Annotated in this window: 14 protein-coding genes and 1 pseudogene; 5 read left to right on the top strand and 10 right to left on the bottom strand. The window is 63.6% G+C overall.

The features are described from left to right. Positions 1-836: 836 nt before the first annotated feature. A pseudogene (locus QH195_RS35090) lies at positions 837-1,482 on the bottom strand (dihydrodipicolinate synthase family protein); the annotation flags it as partial. Between the two features lie 20 nt (positions 1,483-1,502). Here QH195_RS35090 and QH195_RS18690 point away from each other — a divergent pair. Beyond that, positions 1,503-1,736 (top strand): hypothetical protein, encoded by a 234-nt coding sequence (locus QH195_RS18690; protein ID WP_280436359.1) that lies wholly within the window; start codon positions 1,503-1,505, stop codon positions 1,734-1,736. A 543-nt stretch (positions 1,737-2,279) separates the two neighbouring features. Further along, positions 2,280-2,909, top strand: coding sequence for a PadR family transcriptional regulator (locus QH195_RS18685; RefSeq protein WP_280436365.1), 630 nt, complete (start codon positions 2,280-2,282; stop codon positions 2,907-2,909). Positions 2,910-2,945: 36 nt separating this feature from the next. Here the strand turns inward: QH195_RS18685 and QH195_RS18680 are convergent, their stop codons facing one another. Further along, complete coding sequence (locus QH195_RS18680; RefSeq protein ID WP_280436358.1) at positions 2,946-3,455, bottom strand: MaoC family dehydratase; 510 nt, start codon at positions 3,453-3,455, stop codon at positions 2,946-2,948. A gap of 400 nt (positions 3,456-3,855) precedes the next feature. On the opposite strand from QH195_RS18680, the gene QH195_RS18675 reads away from it, so the two are divergent. Together QH195_RS18675 and QH195_RS18670 are read left to right on the top strand one after the other, a co-directional pair. Continuing rightward, positions 3,856-4,803, top strand: a complete 948-nt coding sequence (locus QH195_RS18675; RefSeq protein WP_280436357.1) for an SDR family NAD(P)-dependent oxidoreductase — start codon at positions 3,856-3,858, stop codon at positions 4,801-4,803. A gap of 163 nt (positions 4,804-4,966) precedes the next feature. After that, positions 4,967-5,596, top strand: coding sequence for a TetR/AcrR family transcriptional regulator (locus QH195_RS18670; protein ID WP_280436356.1), 630 nt, complete (start codon positions 4,967-4,969; stop codon positions 5,594-5,596). Between the two features lie 53 nt (positions 5,597-5,649). Here the strand turns inward: QH195_RS18670 and QH195_RS18665 are convergent, their stop codons facing one another. From QH195_RS18665 to QH195_RS18645, 5 genes are all read right to left on the bottom strand, one after another. After that, positions 5,650-5,892 (bottom strand): hypothetical protein, encoded by a 243-nt coding sequence (locus QH195_RS18665; protein WP_348536851.1) that lies wholly within the window; start codon positions 5,890-5,892, stop codon positions 5,650-5,652. Between the two features lie 24 nt (positions 5,893-5,916). Then, positions 5,917-6,855: an MFS transporter gene (locus QH195_RS18660; RefSeq protein ID WP_280436354.1), complete on the bottom strand. Its 939-nt coding sequence runs from the start codon at positions 6,853-6,855 to the stop codon at positions 5,917-5,919. Between the two features lie 155 nt (positions 6,856-7,010). After that, a complete protein-coding gene (locus QH195_RS18655) occupies positions 7,011-7,793 on the bottom strand; it encodes an SDR family NAD(P)-dependent oxidoreductase (protein ID WP_280436353.1) in 783 nt (260 codons plus the stop codon). A gap of 111 nt (positions 7,794-7,904) precedes the next feature. After that, the gene (locus QH195_RS18650; RefSeq protein WP_280436352.1) at positions 7,905-9,440 is read right to left on the bottom strand and encodes an NAD-dependent succinate-semialdehyde dehydrogenase; all 1,536 of its coding nucleotides are present in this window, start codon (positions 9,438-9,440) and stop codon (positions 7,905-7,907) included. A 66-nt stretch (positions 9,441-9,506) separates the two neighbouring features. After that, complete coding sequence (locus tag QH195_RS18645; protein ID WP_280436351.1) at positions 9,507-10,424, bottom strand: TIGR03619 family F420-dependent LLM class oxidoreductase; 918 nt, start codon at positions 10,422-10,424, stop codon at positions 9,507-9,509. Positions 10,425-10,757: 333 nt separating this feature from the next. On the opposite strand from QH195_RS18645, the gene QH195_RS18640 reads away from it, so the two are divergent. Next, entirely contained in the window at positions 10,758-12,230 is a 1,473-nt protein-coding gene (locus QH195_RS18640; RefSeq protein ID WP_280436350.1) for an MFS transporter, read from the top strand. On the opposite strand, the gene QH195_RS18635 is transcribed toward QH195_RS18640, so the two are convergent. From QH195_RS18635 to QH195_RS18625, 3 genes are all read right to left on the bottom strand, one after another. Further along, a complete protein-coding gene (locus QH195_RS18635) occupies positions 12,208-12,990 on the bottom strand; it encodes a hypothetical protein (protein WP_280436349.1) in 783 nt (260 codons plus the stop codon). The genes QH195_RS18640 and QH195_RS18635 overlap by 23 nt on opposite strands. A gap of 278 nt (positions 12,991-13,268) precedes the next feature. Continuing rightward, positions 13,269-14,246 (bottom strand): NAD(P)H-dependent flavin oxidoreductase, encoded by a 978-nt coding sequence (locus QH195_RS18630; RefSeq protein WP_280436364.1) that lies wholly within the window; start codon positions 14,244-14,246, stop codon positions 13,269-13,271. A gap of 11 nt (positions 14,247-14,257) precedes the next feature. After that, positions 14,258-15,148 (bottom strand): crotonase/enoyl-CoA hydratase family protein, encoded by an 891-nt coding sequence (locus QH195_RS18625; protein ID WP_280436348.1) that lies wholly within the window; start codon positions 15,146-15,148, stop codon positions 14,258-14,260. Positions 15,149-15,612: the final 464 nt, after the last annotated feature.

Here is a 15,612-nt window from a genome sequence, read left to right as displayed (position 1 = left end):
CTGGATCGAACGGACCTACCACCGCCGACGGAGGCAAACCCGGCTCGGCCGGTTGACCCCGATCGAGTACGAGACGATCATGACCCCAGCAGTAGCCGGTCAGGCTGCATAACCACTGTCACCTGATCGTGCAGCAGCCCCTAACTCGCCGCTATTACGACCGCCTCTGGCAGCGGGTGAGCAAACAGGTTCCCTGGGTGGAAATCCAACAAGTCAGCACCCACTGGCTCCGCCACACCACACTCACCTGGGTAGAACGAAGCTTCGGATACGCCGTAGCACGCGCGTTCGCAGCGCATGCTGCCCCGTCGGGCATCTCTGGCACGACCTTGCTCTACTCCAAGGCCACCCTGGAGGAGGTCGCGACTGCCTTATCCGTTATGACCGGCGAACCGCACCCCCTTGCGTCGACCCAGGAAACCCCCCAGACGCGCCAACCAACAGCCTTCTCTCCACAATCTTCACAATCGCCCCCGCCAACGGAAGCTGGATGCTAGCTGCGGAAGGCGCAGAACCGCAGCCTGAGGCGGTCCCGTGGCCTTTGACAGCCAAGCGCCGTGCAAGGTAACTTCATGACCGCTCAACCCCCAATTTGGGGGTGCTTTCACTACTTCTTGGTGCGCAAGTCCCCCTCGCATACCAAAACGCGACATTTACACCCCTGGTGAGGGTCGAGTGTTCGAGTCCCACTCGCACACGGCAGGTAACCAGTGGTTGTTGATGTCTACCTGCGGTTTTTCCTGGCGTCCGCCAGATGGGAGGCCGTGGAGGTTCGATGGGTTTGCGTGGCTCCGCCCTGGGAGTGTGCGTGCCGGGCTCCCGGGGCGGAGCCCGGATCAGGCGAGTGCGGTCACGGCGCCCAGGTCGGCGGAGCGTAGGGCGGCCGCGATCTCTGCACCGGCTCCCTCTTGAAGCGGCAGCCGTGGTGAGCGAACCGTCGCATGCTCGAGAATGCCACGCGCGACCAGGCCCTCTTTGAGCGCCACCGCGCCCTCCATATGTGAGCCGCGGTGGTAGACGTTCGCGGTCACCGGCAGCAGCCGGTCATGGATGCAGCGGGCCTTGACATAGTCCTTGGCCTTGCCCGCCGCGATCAGAACCAGCCTTCGTGACGTCTGGGTACTGGAACAGGATCAGCGGGAGCCCGGCCTGTTCGTAGATCTGTTCGTAGCGATCCTGCGGAGCCCCCTGCTGGCATCCGAGCCGGAGCCAGCCGTGCGAGGGATACACCAGGCCCACGCTCGCACCGGCATCGACCCGCACGCCAGCCTCTTCGACCGCCACCGCGGCGCCTTCACCGGTGATGCCGGCGATGATAGGCAGCCGGTCCTGTACCGATTCGCGGAAGGCGGCGATGGTACGGACCTGCTCGTCCTGAGTCAGGAATGTGCCTTCGGCGGCATGGCTGAGCACGACCAGGCCTTTGACACCCTGGACGCAGTCGTGCTGCGCGAGCGCATAGTCTGCGCGCCGGCGGCGAGTTTCAGCGCGTCAAGAGGTGCGTGCAATACCGGGGGCTGTGTCCGTCCTCGACGGCGACCACGGCTTCGGCGGCATCGCGTAGTCACCCAGCAGCGCGCCAGTTCGCGAATCCGCTGCACGCCGAGCTGGTGGCGATCCAGCCGGACCACGCCTTCGCACGTATAACCGAGCGGCAGATAGCCGATATCGTGCAGCAGCGCCGCGACCAGCTCGGTGTGATCGCCGGGCGCGAAGTATGCGACCACCGCAGGTAATCCGAGGCTGTGCGCCCAGTCGCGAGCAGGTCTGACGGGGTGGTCAGAGTAGCTGCTCCGGCGTGCGCGATGAATTACAACCGACAGACCGGCCAAGTGCGCAGGAGTTGTTGCTCAGGGGAGTCAGCCGAACTTCGATCGTCCACATCAGGTCCCGGCACCGGCCGTTGCGGCCGACTATCCGGCGACCGCCGTTGGTGTGCCACCGATCATCGTTGGGCCGGGCGGTGTTGGATGTGGGTGCACTGAGCTGTGCGGGTCGGCTTCACAGTTTCCTTTCTACCTTCGTCTCCGGACTCGGAGCCACAACGGGCGCCGCCCTTCGCGAAGCGTCAGCACGCAGCATGGGTTGGAACGCACAAAGATGGACAGGCGAAGACCGATGTGGAGCAAGAACGGTTCGGATATCACGAGCCCCGAGACCTGACCCAAATCCGTCAAGTCGAGGTCCGCCGCGCGGGTTGATAGCATTCAGCTGTGGCGAGGAACGAAGCCGACCCGACAGAGGTCAATCTGCCACCTACCAGCTGGACCGTTCTTGCTATGCTCTCCTACGAGGAGGAACTTTCCGGTTATGATCTGAAGAAGTGGGCCGACTGGAGCATCCGCTACTTCTACTGGAGCCCGTCCCACAGCCAGATCTATTCCGAGTTGAAGAAACTCGAGCGGCACGGTTTCGCAGAGTCTCGCGTGGATAGCGACAACTCTCTGCGCGGGCGTCGGCTCTACCGAATCACGCCGGCGGGCTGGGATGCGGTCACCGCGTGGTCGCGCCACACGCCGGTGGACCACACGGTCTTGAAGCACCATGTGATGTTGCGGGTGATGTTCGGACACCTCAGTTCGCCGACGCGACTGAAGGAGATCCTGCGTGACCACATTGCCGATGTCCGCCGAATCGAGCGCAAGGCCTCTTTGGACGCCCGCGCGGCCGAATCCCAGCCGGGTTGGGCTTATCCACACCTTGTGTTGAACTGGACCCAACGGTACTGCGCCGCCGAACGCTCTCTCGCCCAGCAACTGATCGAGGAAATCGACGCTGCCGAAAGCACCCTTACCGAAGCTGCAAACGACGAGCAGTCGGCGAATCCTCACCCCGTCCCGGGCCGGTGGCGCGAGGTCGAACAGCGCGTCCGCGAGACAGATGCGGGAGGCACTCCGACAGGCCCATGACGCCGGTGAGGGTGGCCCCTACTCTGGCGCCTGCCCTCAGGCGAACCACCTGGTCAGCTTCTCCACGACACAGGCCGGTTTGGGCGAGCCGTCGATTTCTGCGGTGATTCGGATGGTGACCTGCACCCCACCAGGTACGTCGTCACAAGCCAGGATTTCGCAATGACCCCGGATACGCGATCCCACAGTGACCGGCGAGGGGAATCGAATTCTGTTCGCCCCATAGTTCACGCCCATGCTGACGTTCTCCACACGAAGCAGCTGTGGCAGAAATAAATTGCACAGTGACAGTGTCAAGAAGCCGTGCGCGATCGTGGTGCCGAAGAGCGAATGCTGTGCCCGCTCCGGATCCACATGGATCCACTGATGATCTCCGGTCACGTCGGCGAAACCATCGATCCGCGATTGATCGATCCGCAACCAGTCTGTGGGCCCGAGCTGTACCCCCACCAATGCACGGAGCCCACCCAGCCCGACGACACGCCGCGGCTCCGCAACCGCCGGCACCGGCTCCGGCACGTCGAAACCCGTTTCACCGGTGCTCATGAAACATCCCTTCGTCCCGGATATCCGGTACACGGCGCGGACGCGCCGACCACGATTCCGCGCGTCGGCAAGGTCGGCGTGCCCGCGAATCGTCCACTATCATTCCGGCCATCTCGGATCTGCGGTAGCAGGTTCCCGTTCAGTGGACCAGGCCTACCAGCGCGGGTCGCGGTCTCGGGCCTCGAGATCACGCGTTGGCGAAATCCTACACAATGGGCGAGTGAGACCGGTTCTGCGTAATCGCCGTACTTACAGGCGACCGCAGGGCGACCCCACTCGCGGACGTCCCAGCAACATCCGGGCTCGACCGCAACACCGCGTGATGTCTTCAATGGGAAGTGATTCCACTGAGCGGTTCACGTGCTTCGAAATCTCGGCAGGATCAGCAATTCTCGTGCTCATGGGCAGCAATACAATGGGGTTCGACGGGCAGGTCGCGGTGGTAACCGGCGCGGGAAACGGGCTGGGCAGAGCGTATGCCCTATTCCTGGCCGAGCGCGGGGCGCGCGTACTGGTCAACGATCTCGGCGGCAGTATCCACGGCACCGGATCCGATCAGGGTCCCGCAACGACGACGGCGCAACAGATCGTCGACGCCGGCGGCACCGCTGAAGCCAACTTCGACACGGTCGCCACCGGCGCGGGCGGCACGGCGATCATCAAGCAAGCGCTCGACATCTGGGGGCAGGTGGATATCGTCGTCAACAACGCCGGTGCCGTCATCTCCCGCGGACCGATCGACGACAACACCGACGAGCAGTACCAGGCAGACCTGATGGTCGCGGCAGGCGGCACCTTCTTCGTCACCCGCGCGGCCTGGCGTCACATGTGGGACCGTGACTATGGTCGTATCGTCAACGTATCGTCGTCTGCGTTTCTGGGCATGCGAAGTTCTGCGGGTTATCCTGCCGCGAAGGGAGCGACCTGGGGGCTCACCCGCAACCTCGCCCATCGCGCCGCTGCGGAACGCAGGAATATCAGAATCAACTGTGTCATGCCGACCGCGGCGGCGCGGATGACCGGACTGATGGGCGAGAGTATCGCCGCCGGAATGGCGCAATACTATCCGCCCGAGTCCGCGGCACCCGCCGTTGGCTTCCTCGCACACCGTGACGTTCCCGTCTCGGGAGAGATGTTCGTGATCGGCGGCGACCATATGCGCCGTGTGTTTGTCGGCGTAGGACGGGGACATCAAGCTGAACCCGGGGCGCTGTCCATGGAAAGGATCCGCGACAACTTCGCGACCGTCATGAGCACCGAAGGTCATATCATCGCACGGAACACGCTGGACAAGGTCATGCTCGACCCACGGATTCCCTGGCAGGACGGGGTCGGCACCGTGTTCTAGTGTTGATCGGTTTCACCAGGTCGGCCGGGCGCGAGGAACTCGATCGTATCGAGCCGGTCACCTGGAGAGTGGTCACGCGGTCCGGCCGGCGCGCGTCGTCTGAGTGGTCGCCGATGGGACACTGGAACCAACCGTCCGCTGCGTTATCGAAGGAGTTCCTCGCATGATCGACCGAACCGCGACCGGCATGCTCGATGAGACACCGTGGCCCCCGCGAGTCGGTCGTCCCCGCGTGCACGCCGATGAACACATCCTCGAAACGGCGTTGAGCCTGCTGCCACGCTTAGGTTATCAAGCGCTGAGTATCGCCAGAATCGCAGAGGAAAGCGGCGTATCGAAGCCTTCGGTCTATAGGCGATGGAACAACAAAGCCGAGCTGATATCGGCGGCGATAGCCCACTCGGATCGAGACCAGGCCGAACCAACCGGCGATCTGCGCGCGGATCTCGCCGCGCAGTTGAACGATGTGCGGGGCGCATACGAGCGCATCGGCCATATGGGCATGGTCGGTGTCCTCCTCTCCGAGGAGTCCCGCCATCCCGAGTTCTTGCAGGCATGGCGGGAGACCGCGATCAAACCGCGCCGCGATGGCATCCGAATGATGGTTCAAGAGGCGATCGATCGTGGCCAGGTACGCGCAGAGGTCGATGCCGGGATTGTTGCCCAGACACTCATCGGCGCGTTCTACGCCGGTTATATCGCGGGCGACGAAATGTCCGCGGACTGGGCCCGAACCGTGGTGGATCAGCTACTTGCCGGAATCCTCGTCTCGGACGAGGCCACGAAGGGATAGTGGAAGACGGGATCGCAGCCCCGAGAAAGCGGTCCTGTCTTCTGCCTGGGTATTCAGCTATCCAGCGGCAACGGCTTACCCGCTGTCTCCTTGATCTTCCAGACGGTTGCCAGCGAGAGCACGGCTGCGGTGATCAGAAAGTACGCCGGTGACTTGTTGTCGCCGGTTTTCTCGATAAGCCAGGTCGCGATATAGGGCGCCGAACCGCCCGCGATGATTGCGGACAGGTTGAACCCGAGATTGAATCCGCTGGCTCGGACACTCGCCGGGAACATCTCGCAGTAACAGGAGGAGATGACACCCAGGTAAGCGCCTTCGAATTATCCCAGCACTACCAGGCAGGCAATTGCGAGAACCGTATTCCCGGAACCGATCAGCGCGAACAACGGGATCGCGAGGACGATATTCGCGACACACACTCCGACCAATACCGGTTTACGTCCGATTCGATCGGAGATATGTCCCCAGAACGGGATCGAGAGGGCGGCCAGTATCTGCGTCACGACCACTGCCCAACTCGCCGATCGTGCAGACATCACATCTACCACGTCGAAATAGGTGGTCATGTAGGTGAATACGAGATAGAATGCGGCGAACGAGACAAGGTTGATGCCGAATACACTGACTATCGCCGACGGGTGCTTCTTGACGGCCTCGAAGACCGGGAGTTTGCGGACGGCGTCACCGGCCTCCAGGCTCTCGAAATCCGGCGACTCGGCCATCTTGCGGCGGAACAGGACGGCCGCCACGCTCAGCGCCACCGAGAACAGGAACGGCACCCGCCAGCCCCAGTCCTGCATCTGCTCCACGGTCAACAGTATCGTCAGAGCCGCGACAGTAACGGATCCGAGCGCCGTCCCGACCAGGCAACCCAGCTGCGGAATACTCGAGAACAAGCCACGCCGGTCGTCGGCGACGGATTCGGCGACATACGAGCTGGCGCCGCCGAGTTCACCGCCCGCGGCGAAACCTTGACCGCAACGCAGGAGAACCAGCAGTATCGGCGCCGCGATGCCGATGGACGCATGGGAAGGAATCAAACCGATCGCCGCGGTGCACACGGCCATCATGATTACTGCCGTGGCCAGACCCGCCTTACGGCCGAAGTGGTCACCGATATGACCGATCACCACCCCACCGATCGGACGCATCACGAAGGCGGACGCGAAGATCGCGAGCGTGGCAAGAAGTGCGGTGGCTGGATCCTGTGCCGGAAAAAAATACCACCGCGAGCGTGGTTGCAAGGAATGCGTACACACCGAAGTCGTAGTACTCGATAACACTGCCCACCCCCGCGGCAACCAGCACCCGCCGTAACGGCGGACCGGCGAGCCTCGGTCTTTCGGCTCGGTCTGCGGGAGTTGTGGTCAGTTCAATGGCCATCGTCGTTCCTTCTCTACAAAGTGCCGCCGACTCAGGCGACGGTGCCGCCATCGACCGGAAGCGTCACACCGGTAATGAACGAGGCATCCTCCGAGAGCAGGAACAGTGCCGCGTTCGCGACCTCCTCCGGTTGCCCCAGCCGGCGAAGCGGTATCGCCTCGGCGGCCTTGCGGCTCAGCACCTCGGCATCCGCACCCCGCGACCGCTCGTCGTCCGGCCTGGCAACGAATACACGCAACATCGGTGTGTCCATCAAACCTGGGCACACCGCGTTGAACCGGATCCCTTCGGGACCGTACTTCTTGGCAAGGGCTCGCATCAGCCCTACGACGCCGAATTTCGCCATCGAATACACCGGGCTCCAAGGCGATCCGGCCAATCCGGACGACGACGACGTGAACAGGACATTGCCGTCAGCGGATTTCTTCAGGTGCGGGATTGCGCGCGACGTGGTCACCATCACCGTCCGCAGGTTGAGATCGATCGTTTTGTCGAAGGCCGCGAGATCGATGTCCTCCACCGCGGCGGGGCCCGGATATCCGACGTGATTCCAGAGAAAATCGAGCCTGCCGAATTTCTCCACGGTCGCATCCACGATCACGCGGGCGAAATTCTCGTCGGCCAGATCCCCGGCGAGCGCTAGGCCCCTGCCTCCAGCGGCCTCGACGAGCGCCAACGTTTCCCGCGTCTCCTCGTCCTCGAGCGAAACCACCGCCACGGTGGCGCCGGCGCGGGCGAATCGGATCGCACCGGCACGACCCATCCCGCTGCCCGCGGCCGTCACAATTCCCACTTTTCCGGTCAATTCGGACATAACTGTTCCTTTTGTGTTTCGACAATCGGGAAGGTCCCCGATAACCGCTCCGCGGTCGTTTCCTGCGTTCCCCTGTCGGTCCTGCTCTCTATGCGCGGCCCCGCGGTGGGCTCAATGCGAAACGCCTCGGCCGGGTGCGGCGGGGTCATGCTCCAGAATTGCTTTCCGGCGCAGATATACGTCGACCCCCTCCAGACCGCTCTCGAAACCGTGGCCCGAGGCTTTGATTCCACCGAACGGCGTCTCGGCGCGAGACACGACAGTCGTGTTGATACCGACCATCCCGGCTTCCAGTTCCCGCGCCATCCGATGCGCTTTCGCCAGCGAACCGGTGAAGACGAACGAGGCCAGGCCATAGGTCGTCGCGTTCGCGCGGGTAATAGCATCGTCCAAATCGTGATACCGGACGATGGGCATGATCGGACCGAAGATCTCTTCCGCGAATACCGTGCTGGAGTCGGCGACCTCGGTCAGTACTGTCGGTTCGACAAAGTTACCGGCACCGCTGGGTATCCCACCTCCGCAGGCGATCTGCGCACCACGGTCGAGCGCGTCGGCAAGCGCCCTGCGTACATACTCGACGCGGCGCGAGTTGGCCAGCGGTCCCATCGTAGTGGCCTCCGCCGTTCCGGCGCCGAGCCGGATATCCCGAACGAATCGTTGCACTGCGGCGACGAACCGGTCGTGCACCGCCGCGTGGACGAAGAACCGGCTGGGACTGTTGCAGACCTGCCCCGCGTTGCGGAATTTCGATGTAGCGCAGCGCAGCGCCACCTCGTCGACGTCGATATCCGGCTCCACGATCACCGGCGCATTGCCGCCGAGTTCCATGGTGGTTCGGATATCATGCTCGGCGGCGAGCCGCGACAATGTCCGCCCCACCGGGACCGATCCGGTCAGCGAGACCTTCCGCACAATGCCTGCCGACAGCACATGCTCCGATATCTCGGCGGGGACACCGAGCGCCAAGTTGACGACCCCGGGCGGCGCGCCCGCGTCCGCGAAGGCCGAAACTACCGCCATAGCGCCCGCTGGGGTCTCCTCGGCCGCCTTGACGATAATGGGACATCCCGCAGCCAGGGCGGGCGCGACCTTTCTGGCGACTGTGAGGACCGGGAAGTTCCAGGGAGTGAATGCGGCTACCGGCCCGACGGGCTCGGTGGTGACCATCAACCGGCTGTCGTTGTCGGACGGCACTATTCGTCCATAGGTGCGGCGGCCCTCCTCCGCGCACCAGTCGATGATGTCGGCGCTGGCATACACTTCGGCGCGTGCCTCATGTAGAGGTTTGCCTTGCTCACTCGATACCACGAACGCGATTCGATCCGCCCGGTCGCGCAGCAATTGCGCAGCGCGGCGAATGATGTCGGACCGATGCAACGGCGACAGATCGCGCCAGCCCCGCGCGCTGCGCGAAACAGCGTCCAGCGCGCAGTCGAGTTGACCGGCTGTCACATGCCGATAAGCCGCCAACACCTCCGCCGTCGCTGGATCGAGGACATTCTCCGACGTGTCGGCGTCCCCGTCCACCCACCTCCCTTCGATGAATTGTTTGATAGCCGGATATGCATCCCGAGCGGGCATAAGAATCTCTCGCTTTTCATTCCGTGTCAGACACGTAATATAATCTGGTGTGGTCTTGCCCACAAGCCTCTCGCCGCACCTTTGACTCCGGTGTCATCGTGCTCGCCTCGCACGCTGCGGCGTAGACAGTCATGCCACCGGGATGACCTCATCGGCGAACCAGCGCAGATAGTCCAGGTACTCGTGCTCGGAGCCCACGCTCCGCGGCGGCTCGGCAACCACGCGAGTGATGCCTGCCTTCCGGTAGTCGCCGCAGTAGGCATCCACCAACTCGTCCCGGTACCCATTCAGTTCGGACCCGGTCGCACTGGCAAATCCGTGGCTCAGGGTCACGCCGACAGGAGATTTGAGCCAGTTGACATCGAAGACATCCTCCTTCCTGGCATAAGCCGGTTGATCGCGGATGTAATCCAGCAGTGGCGAAGTCTCCTCCAGCGTGAAGTTCGTCGGGTTCGGCTGCCAGCCGTCGTACCGCGCCGCACGACGGAGAGCAGGCTTGGAGTTCCCGCCGACATAGATCGGAGGTCGCGGCTTCTGCAGGGGGCGCGGATCCACTGCGAGTTCGGTGATCTCGAAATACTGACCGCGATGCTCGGGCTGCTCAGCAGTCCACAGCGTATTCAATGCACCCAGGATCTCGTCGGTGACCGCACCACGCTCTCGGAACGGCACCCCCATCGCCGCGAACTCCTGTTCGGCGTGGCCGACGCCGATCGATACGTTGACCCGGCCGCCGGACAGCACATCGATCGTCGCCAGCGATTTCGCCAGCCGCAACGGATGGTGGTACGGCAGCACCAGAACAGCCGTGTCCAACCTTATCCGGCGGGTCACTGCGGCGGCGAATGCCATCGTCGACAGCGCATCCTGCCAGTACGGTCCTAGCCGGGGCACCTCGAACAGCGGCATAGCGAGGTGCTCGGAGACCGACACGGCATGGAAGCCCAACTCGTCGAGAGTGGTGAGAATACGCCGGAAACCGTCCGCATCCAGCGTGTGACCAAGGGTAGAAGCCCGGGATGTGGTTGGTTCCCGGCAGGATGACATCGAATTTCATTCGTTACGAGTCCTTTCGTGCGGGCCACCGACCGGGGAGGTTGTGTAGAAGGCTTCCATGGAACGGCACACCGCCGATACGAAGAATTGGGTGCCATGTCGTGGGTACATCCAGTAGAGGTCAGAACCTCTTTCGACGGACACAGTCCATTCCGCTGACCGGGAGCGCCGCCCGGTGTTGCAGGCAGGCTGGTCGCGAACCGGCCCGGCTCGGTTCCACTGAGCGGTGGGGTTCCTTGCGACAGCGGTGCCCGGGCCCGATTCTGAGACGATGCCCCCGAACCGCGTCATCGACACTCGCCCGCAGCAAAGGGGCTCCGGCCGATGGTGAGCACGCGCCAGCGCGTTGCGCCGCCCGATCACCACCCAGTCCCGCCGACAGATACCCATGCCAAGACCGGAACCGGCATCGTCGTGGTTCTCGCCGCCTGCGGGTACCTGATGGCACTCCAGCAGACCATGGTCCTGCCCCTGCTACCTGCCCTGCCGTCCCTGTTGGACACCTCCCCGAGCAATGCGTCCTGGCTGGTGACCGCGACCCTGGTGACGGGAGCTGTCGTCACACCGCTGATCGGACGGCTCGCCGATATGTTCGGCAAGAAACTCCTGATCGTGCTCACGCTCATGCTCGTCATCGCCGCGTCGATACTCGGTGCGCTCAGTGACGACCTACTTCCACTGGTACTCGCACGCGCTGTACAGGGATGCGGCCTGGCGTTGATTCCGGTCGCGATGGCCACTATGCGCGATGTTTTGCCACCGCACCGAGTCCCCGGCGGAGTGGCCACAATGAGCGCCTCGATGGCCATCGGAGCCGCCGCCGGATTGCCGCTGTCCGGCCTGATCGTCACATTCTTGGACTGGCATTGGATCTTCTGGGCCGTAGCCCTGGCCGGGTCGGTCCTGATGCTGGTCGTTGCGAAGGTGGTCCCACCCTCACCGCCGCGCGCACGGAAAAAATTCGACGTCCTCGGCGCGGTGGTACTCGCCGGTGCGCTGACCACTTTGCTGCTACCACTGTCCCAGAGTGGGCAGTGGGGCTGGTCCAGCCCTGCGACACTACTTCTGGCCGGAACGAGCGTGCTCCTTTTCGTGGCGTGGGTGCCGCTGCAACTCCGCTCCAAGGCTCCGCTGGTGAATCTGCGCGTGGCAGCGCGACCGCCGTTGCTGCTGGTGAATCTGTGTGCGCTGCTCATCGGTTTCGCACTGTTCAGCAATATCCTGCTCACCACGCAGTTGTTGCAACTGCCGACCGCGACGGGATTCGGTGCAGGCCAGAGCGTCCTGGAGGCGGGGTTCTGGCTCATGCCCATCGCGCTCGCCGGAATGGCCACGGCGCCGATCGCCGGGCGCGCTATCGCACGCTACGGTCCGCAACCAGTGTTGCTGGGAGCGGCGATGGAACTGTCCCTGGCGTTCGCTCTCCGTGTTCCCTTCAGCCGGGAACCGTGGCAGATGCTCGCGGGAGCCGTTGTGGTCGGCATCGGCCTGGCCCTCACCATCGCCGCCGTCCCCACTCTGGTCATGACGATAGTGCCGATCACACAATCAGCTTCGGCCACGAGCATCAGCGCCCTGCTCCAGTCGGTGGGAACATCGACGGCGAGCGCCGCCATGGCCGCTGCGGGCAGCACCTGGAGCATCACTATCAGCGACCGGCACTATCCCGGAGAGACGGCGTTCACCACCATGTTCTGGATCGCTGCCGGTACTACGGCGGCCGCCGCGGTACTCGCCGGCCTGCTCATCGTGTGCCGGCGTTCCTCGCGACCGGTTACCAGTCCTGCCAGGGAATGATCGACCGCAGCGGACCGTCGAACAGCGAGTCACCGACGGGCGGCCGCGGCGAACCGTCATCTGCGATGGCCAGATCCTGCTCCAACTCCGACACCGAACGAGTCACCTCGGCCGGGTCCGAGTCGAGGTACAACATTCGAATGCGGACCGATCCCGGTGCGAACTCGCGGTTGCCGGCGCCGAGAGACAGCGTGGGATGTTTCTGTAGCGAATGCAGCGAAAAGGTCCACACGCCAGCCACTCCTGGGCATTCCAGCAGCGCGGGAATGGCGACTCGGTCGTCCCAGCGGAACTGCTCGTGAACATCGGTTCCGTGCGGGTCCGCGAAATGGGTGACGGTGAGATGCAAACCACGGTTGGGCCGAAAAGGCAGTGCATCCGCCGACACCCCGATCCGGGGTGCCGCATATCCCTTGACGGGCGTGAAGAACCCGAGCAGCGGCCGCCTGACTCCGGGCAGCTGTGGGCCTCGTCCCCATTGGAAGGAGTCTTCGCCCAGTTTTGTCCACGCTGCGACACTCTCCTCATAGGGCGGGCGGAACCAATACATCGCCACATAGTCGATCTCGCCGAGTTCCTGTGACGATGACCGATCCAACGGGGAATATTCTGCCGGTCTGACCCATCGATCGCCCCAGGCGACACCCGGCAGCAGCAGGTTCTCGGGACGGTGGTCGAGCTGATGCCACTGGTTGTATTCGCGATGCACGCTGGGATCGGTGAGATCGATGAAAGAGAAGAACGCGCGTTCCGAGAACATGAAGCCTGCCGATCAGTTTCGATGAACAATTCCAGACGGGTTGTCGGCGACCGGCCCTCACCGGCGCCGGAGGTAATGTTCGCGAGCCGCCGTAAGCAGACGGCATACTGGGAGTTACCACGTCACTGTCGATCATGACGCCGTACCCCCTGGTGCGTCCGACGGTCTTTCCACTGAATGGGCACCGGAAGTGTTGGCGCAGTCCGCGCTCGGGCCCTCATCGCCCGAGCAGTGGCCTGCACCGTTTACCTCAGGCTCGAGAGTGCTCGTGTCCGTGCTCAGACGAGCAGATCGGGGAGGGTCTTCGCGACGAGCCGCTGTGCATCGGACAGGATGTTTCGGACCACCTCGGCCACCGGTGCGACCTCTTCCACCAGCGCTTGGGCCTGTCCGGCCCACCATAGGCCGCCGTCCAGATCGCCTTCCTGCAGTACCTTGCGTCGTCCGCGCTCGCCCGAGGCCAGATGAGCGATATCGGCGAAGGTGGCTCCGCTTCGAGCCGATAGTTCGGCGATCTCCTGTGATATGGCGTTGCGGGCGACGCGGGCGGTGTTGCCGAACTCGCGGAAGATCAGCTGGGTGTCGAGTTCGGAGTTCGCGACAATCCGGTCCTTGACGTTCTGATGGACACCGGACTCTGTGGTGGCGACGAACCGGGTTCCCATATTGACTGCATCAGCTCCGAGTGCGAGTGCCGCGATCAGACCGGCGCCGGTCGCGAAGCCCCCGGATGCGATCAACGGGATCGTCAGGCTCCGGGCGGCGGCGGGTATGAGTACGAGTCCTGGTACATCGTCGGGACCCGGATGTCCGGCGCATTCGAAGCCGTCGATGCTCACGGCGTCGACGCCGAGTTGTTCCGCCTTGACCGCGTGGCGAACGGAAACGACCTTGTGGATCACCTTGATCCCCGCCGCCCGGAACGACGGTAGATGCGGGGCAGGATTGGATCCTGCGGTTTCGACGACCCGGACACGGGATTCGATGATGGCTTGCCGGTATTCGTCGTAGGGTACGGGTTCGACGGTAGGAAGAATTGTGAGGTTCACACCGAACGGAGCGTCGGTGAGCTCACGAGTTCGCGCGATCTCTTCGGCGAGCCCCTCCGGGGTTTTCTGAGTCAGCGCACTCAGGAATCCCAGGGCGCCGGATTCGGCCACGGCGGCAATGAGTTCCGCACGTCCCACCGCGACCATGCCGCCGCAGACAATGGGGTGCCGGACACCGAATGTCCGGGTGAATTTCGTATCGAACATCGGGTTCTCGATCATTGTTGCCATCTTTCGGAGTCGCGGGCGAACGCCGGTAGGTAGGCCGGGATATCGGAGCGGAATTCCGGTGGGCGTTTCTCCAGGAAGGCCGCGACCCCTTCTTTTCCGTCGCCGGTGCTGGCATAGAACATCGCCAGGGATTCGATTCGGTGTGCCTCGAGCGGGGAGGCTGCTGCGCTGTTCCGGTAGAGCATCTGCCGGGTCAGCGCCGTCGCGACAGCCGAACGGCCGTCGATCAGCGAATGCGCGAATTCGTATGCGGCGGGCAACAGTTCTTCGGGCGGGTACACAGCTCGCACCAGGCCATAGCGGTGCGCTTGTTCAGCGTCGAAGATATCGGCCCGATACGCGACCTCGAGTGCGTTCTGCATTCCGACGATCCGGGGCAAGAACCAGGTCGAACATGCTTCCGGGACTATTCCGAGCCGCCCGAAGACGAACCCGATCCGCGCCTCCACCGAAACCAGCCGGAAATCCATGGGCAGAGTCATGGTCGCGCCTATGCCCACCGCGGGCCCGTTGATCGCCGCGATCACCGGCTTGGGACACTGGTAGATCGCCAGGGCGACCCGCCCGCCGGTGTCTCGTACACCGCGCTCGATTTCCGGGTCGTGCAGGCGGGTGCGCATATCGTCGAGGGTCGGTGTGAGTGACTCGTCGAGTCCGAATACGTTCCCCTCGCTCGTCAGGTCCATGCCTGCACAGAAAGCGCGCCCGGACCCGGTGACGACGACCGCGGCGACCCGCGGGTCGGTGGCCGCTTCCTCGAACGCAGCCACCAGATCGTCGGCCATGTCGACCGTGAACGCGTTCAATTGGTCAGGTCGATCGAGTGTGAGGGTCAGGATCGAGCCCGTGACGTCGTAGCGGACGGTTTGACGAGGCATGTTCACCCTTCGTGAGGCACGGCCGTCCCGGGCCGCCCAGTCGGCGGAATCGTCGTTTCCGGGGGCGGCGCTCCGCTCAGCAGATTCGGATGCTGTCCGAGCGCATTTGTTCGCCGGTCGGGCTGGAGTAGGCCCAGCCACCCGCAGCAGTGACCTGCGGCGGGCCAGGACGGCTACACCATCCAAATTACGTTCCGTGCACGGATAGTAACTATATCCGGGTCGGTCCGCAAGGTCGCTGCGGATAGCGGGGTCCGGAAGCTTCCTCCTCGGCGGAACCCCCGTCTCCTTACCGCCTTTACGCCCGTCTACCGGCAACTTCAGCCCGACTCCCGCTCAACGGGAACAGCTCTGGTCACAATCTGTGACCGGTGGCGTAATTCTCTCAGCTCTCGCGAAATGTTCCGGGAGGACGCCACACGGCAATCGACCCTATTCGTGCGCTCATCCGCCGTTGCGGCAGT

Source organism: Nocardia carnea, from assembly GCF_029868855.1.
Taxonomy (GTDB): domain Bacteria; phylum Actinomycetota; class Actinomycetes; order Mycobacteriales; family Mycobacteriaceae; genus Nocardia; species Nocardia carnea_A.
The sequence above is the reverse complement of the archived record's forward strand: the minus strand, read 5'-3'. Positions and strand labels throughout refer to the sequence as shown.

Bases quoted from the DNA above. Each gene is read 5' to 3' on its own strand.
- QH195_RS18685 (WP_280436365.1), top strand. From the start codon at position 2,280: ATGCTCTCCTACGAGGAGGAACTTTCCGGTTATGATCTGAAGAAGTGG.
- QH195_RS18680 (WP_280436358.1), bottom strand. From the start codon at position 3,455: ATGAGCACCGGTGAAACGGGTTTCGACGTGCCGGAGCCGGTGCCGGCG.
- QH195_RS18675 (WP_280436357.1), top strand. From the start codon at position 3,856: ATGGGCAGCAATACAATGGGGTTCGACGGGCAGGTCGCGGTGGTAACC.
- QH195_RS18670 (WP_280436356.1), top strand. From the start codon at position 4,967: ATGATCGACCGAACCGCGACCGGCATGCTCGATGAGACACCGTGGCCC.
- QH195_RS18655 (WP_280436353.1), bottom strand. From the start codon at position 7,793: ATGTCCGAATTGACCGGAAAAGTGGGAATTGTGACGGCCGCGGGCAGC.
- QH195_RS18645 (WP_280436351.1), bottom strand. From the start codon at position 10,424: ATGTCATCCTGCCGGGAACCAACCACATCCCGGGCTTCTACCCTTGGT.
- QH195_RS18640 (WP_280436350.1), top strand. From the start codon at position 10,758: ATGGTGAGCACGCGCCAGCGCGTTGCGCCGCCCGATCACCACCCAGTC.
- QH195_RS18635 (WP_280436349.1), bottom strand. From the start codon at position 12,990: ATGTTCTCGGAACGCGCGTTCTTCTCTTTCATCGATCTCACCGATCCC.
- QH195_RS18630 (WP_280436364.1), bottom strand. From the start codon at position 14,246: ATGTTCGATACGAAATTCACCCGGACATTCGGTGTCCGGCACCCCATT.
- QH195_RS18625 (WP_280436348.1), bottom strand. From the start codon at position 15,148: ATGCCTCGTCAAACCGTCCGCTACGACGTCACGGGCTCGATCCTGACC.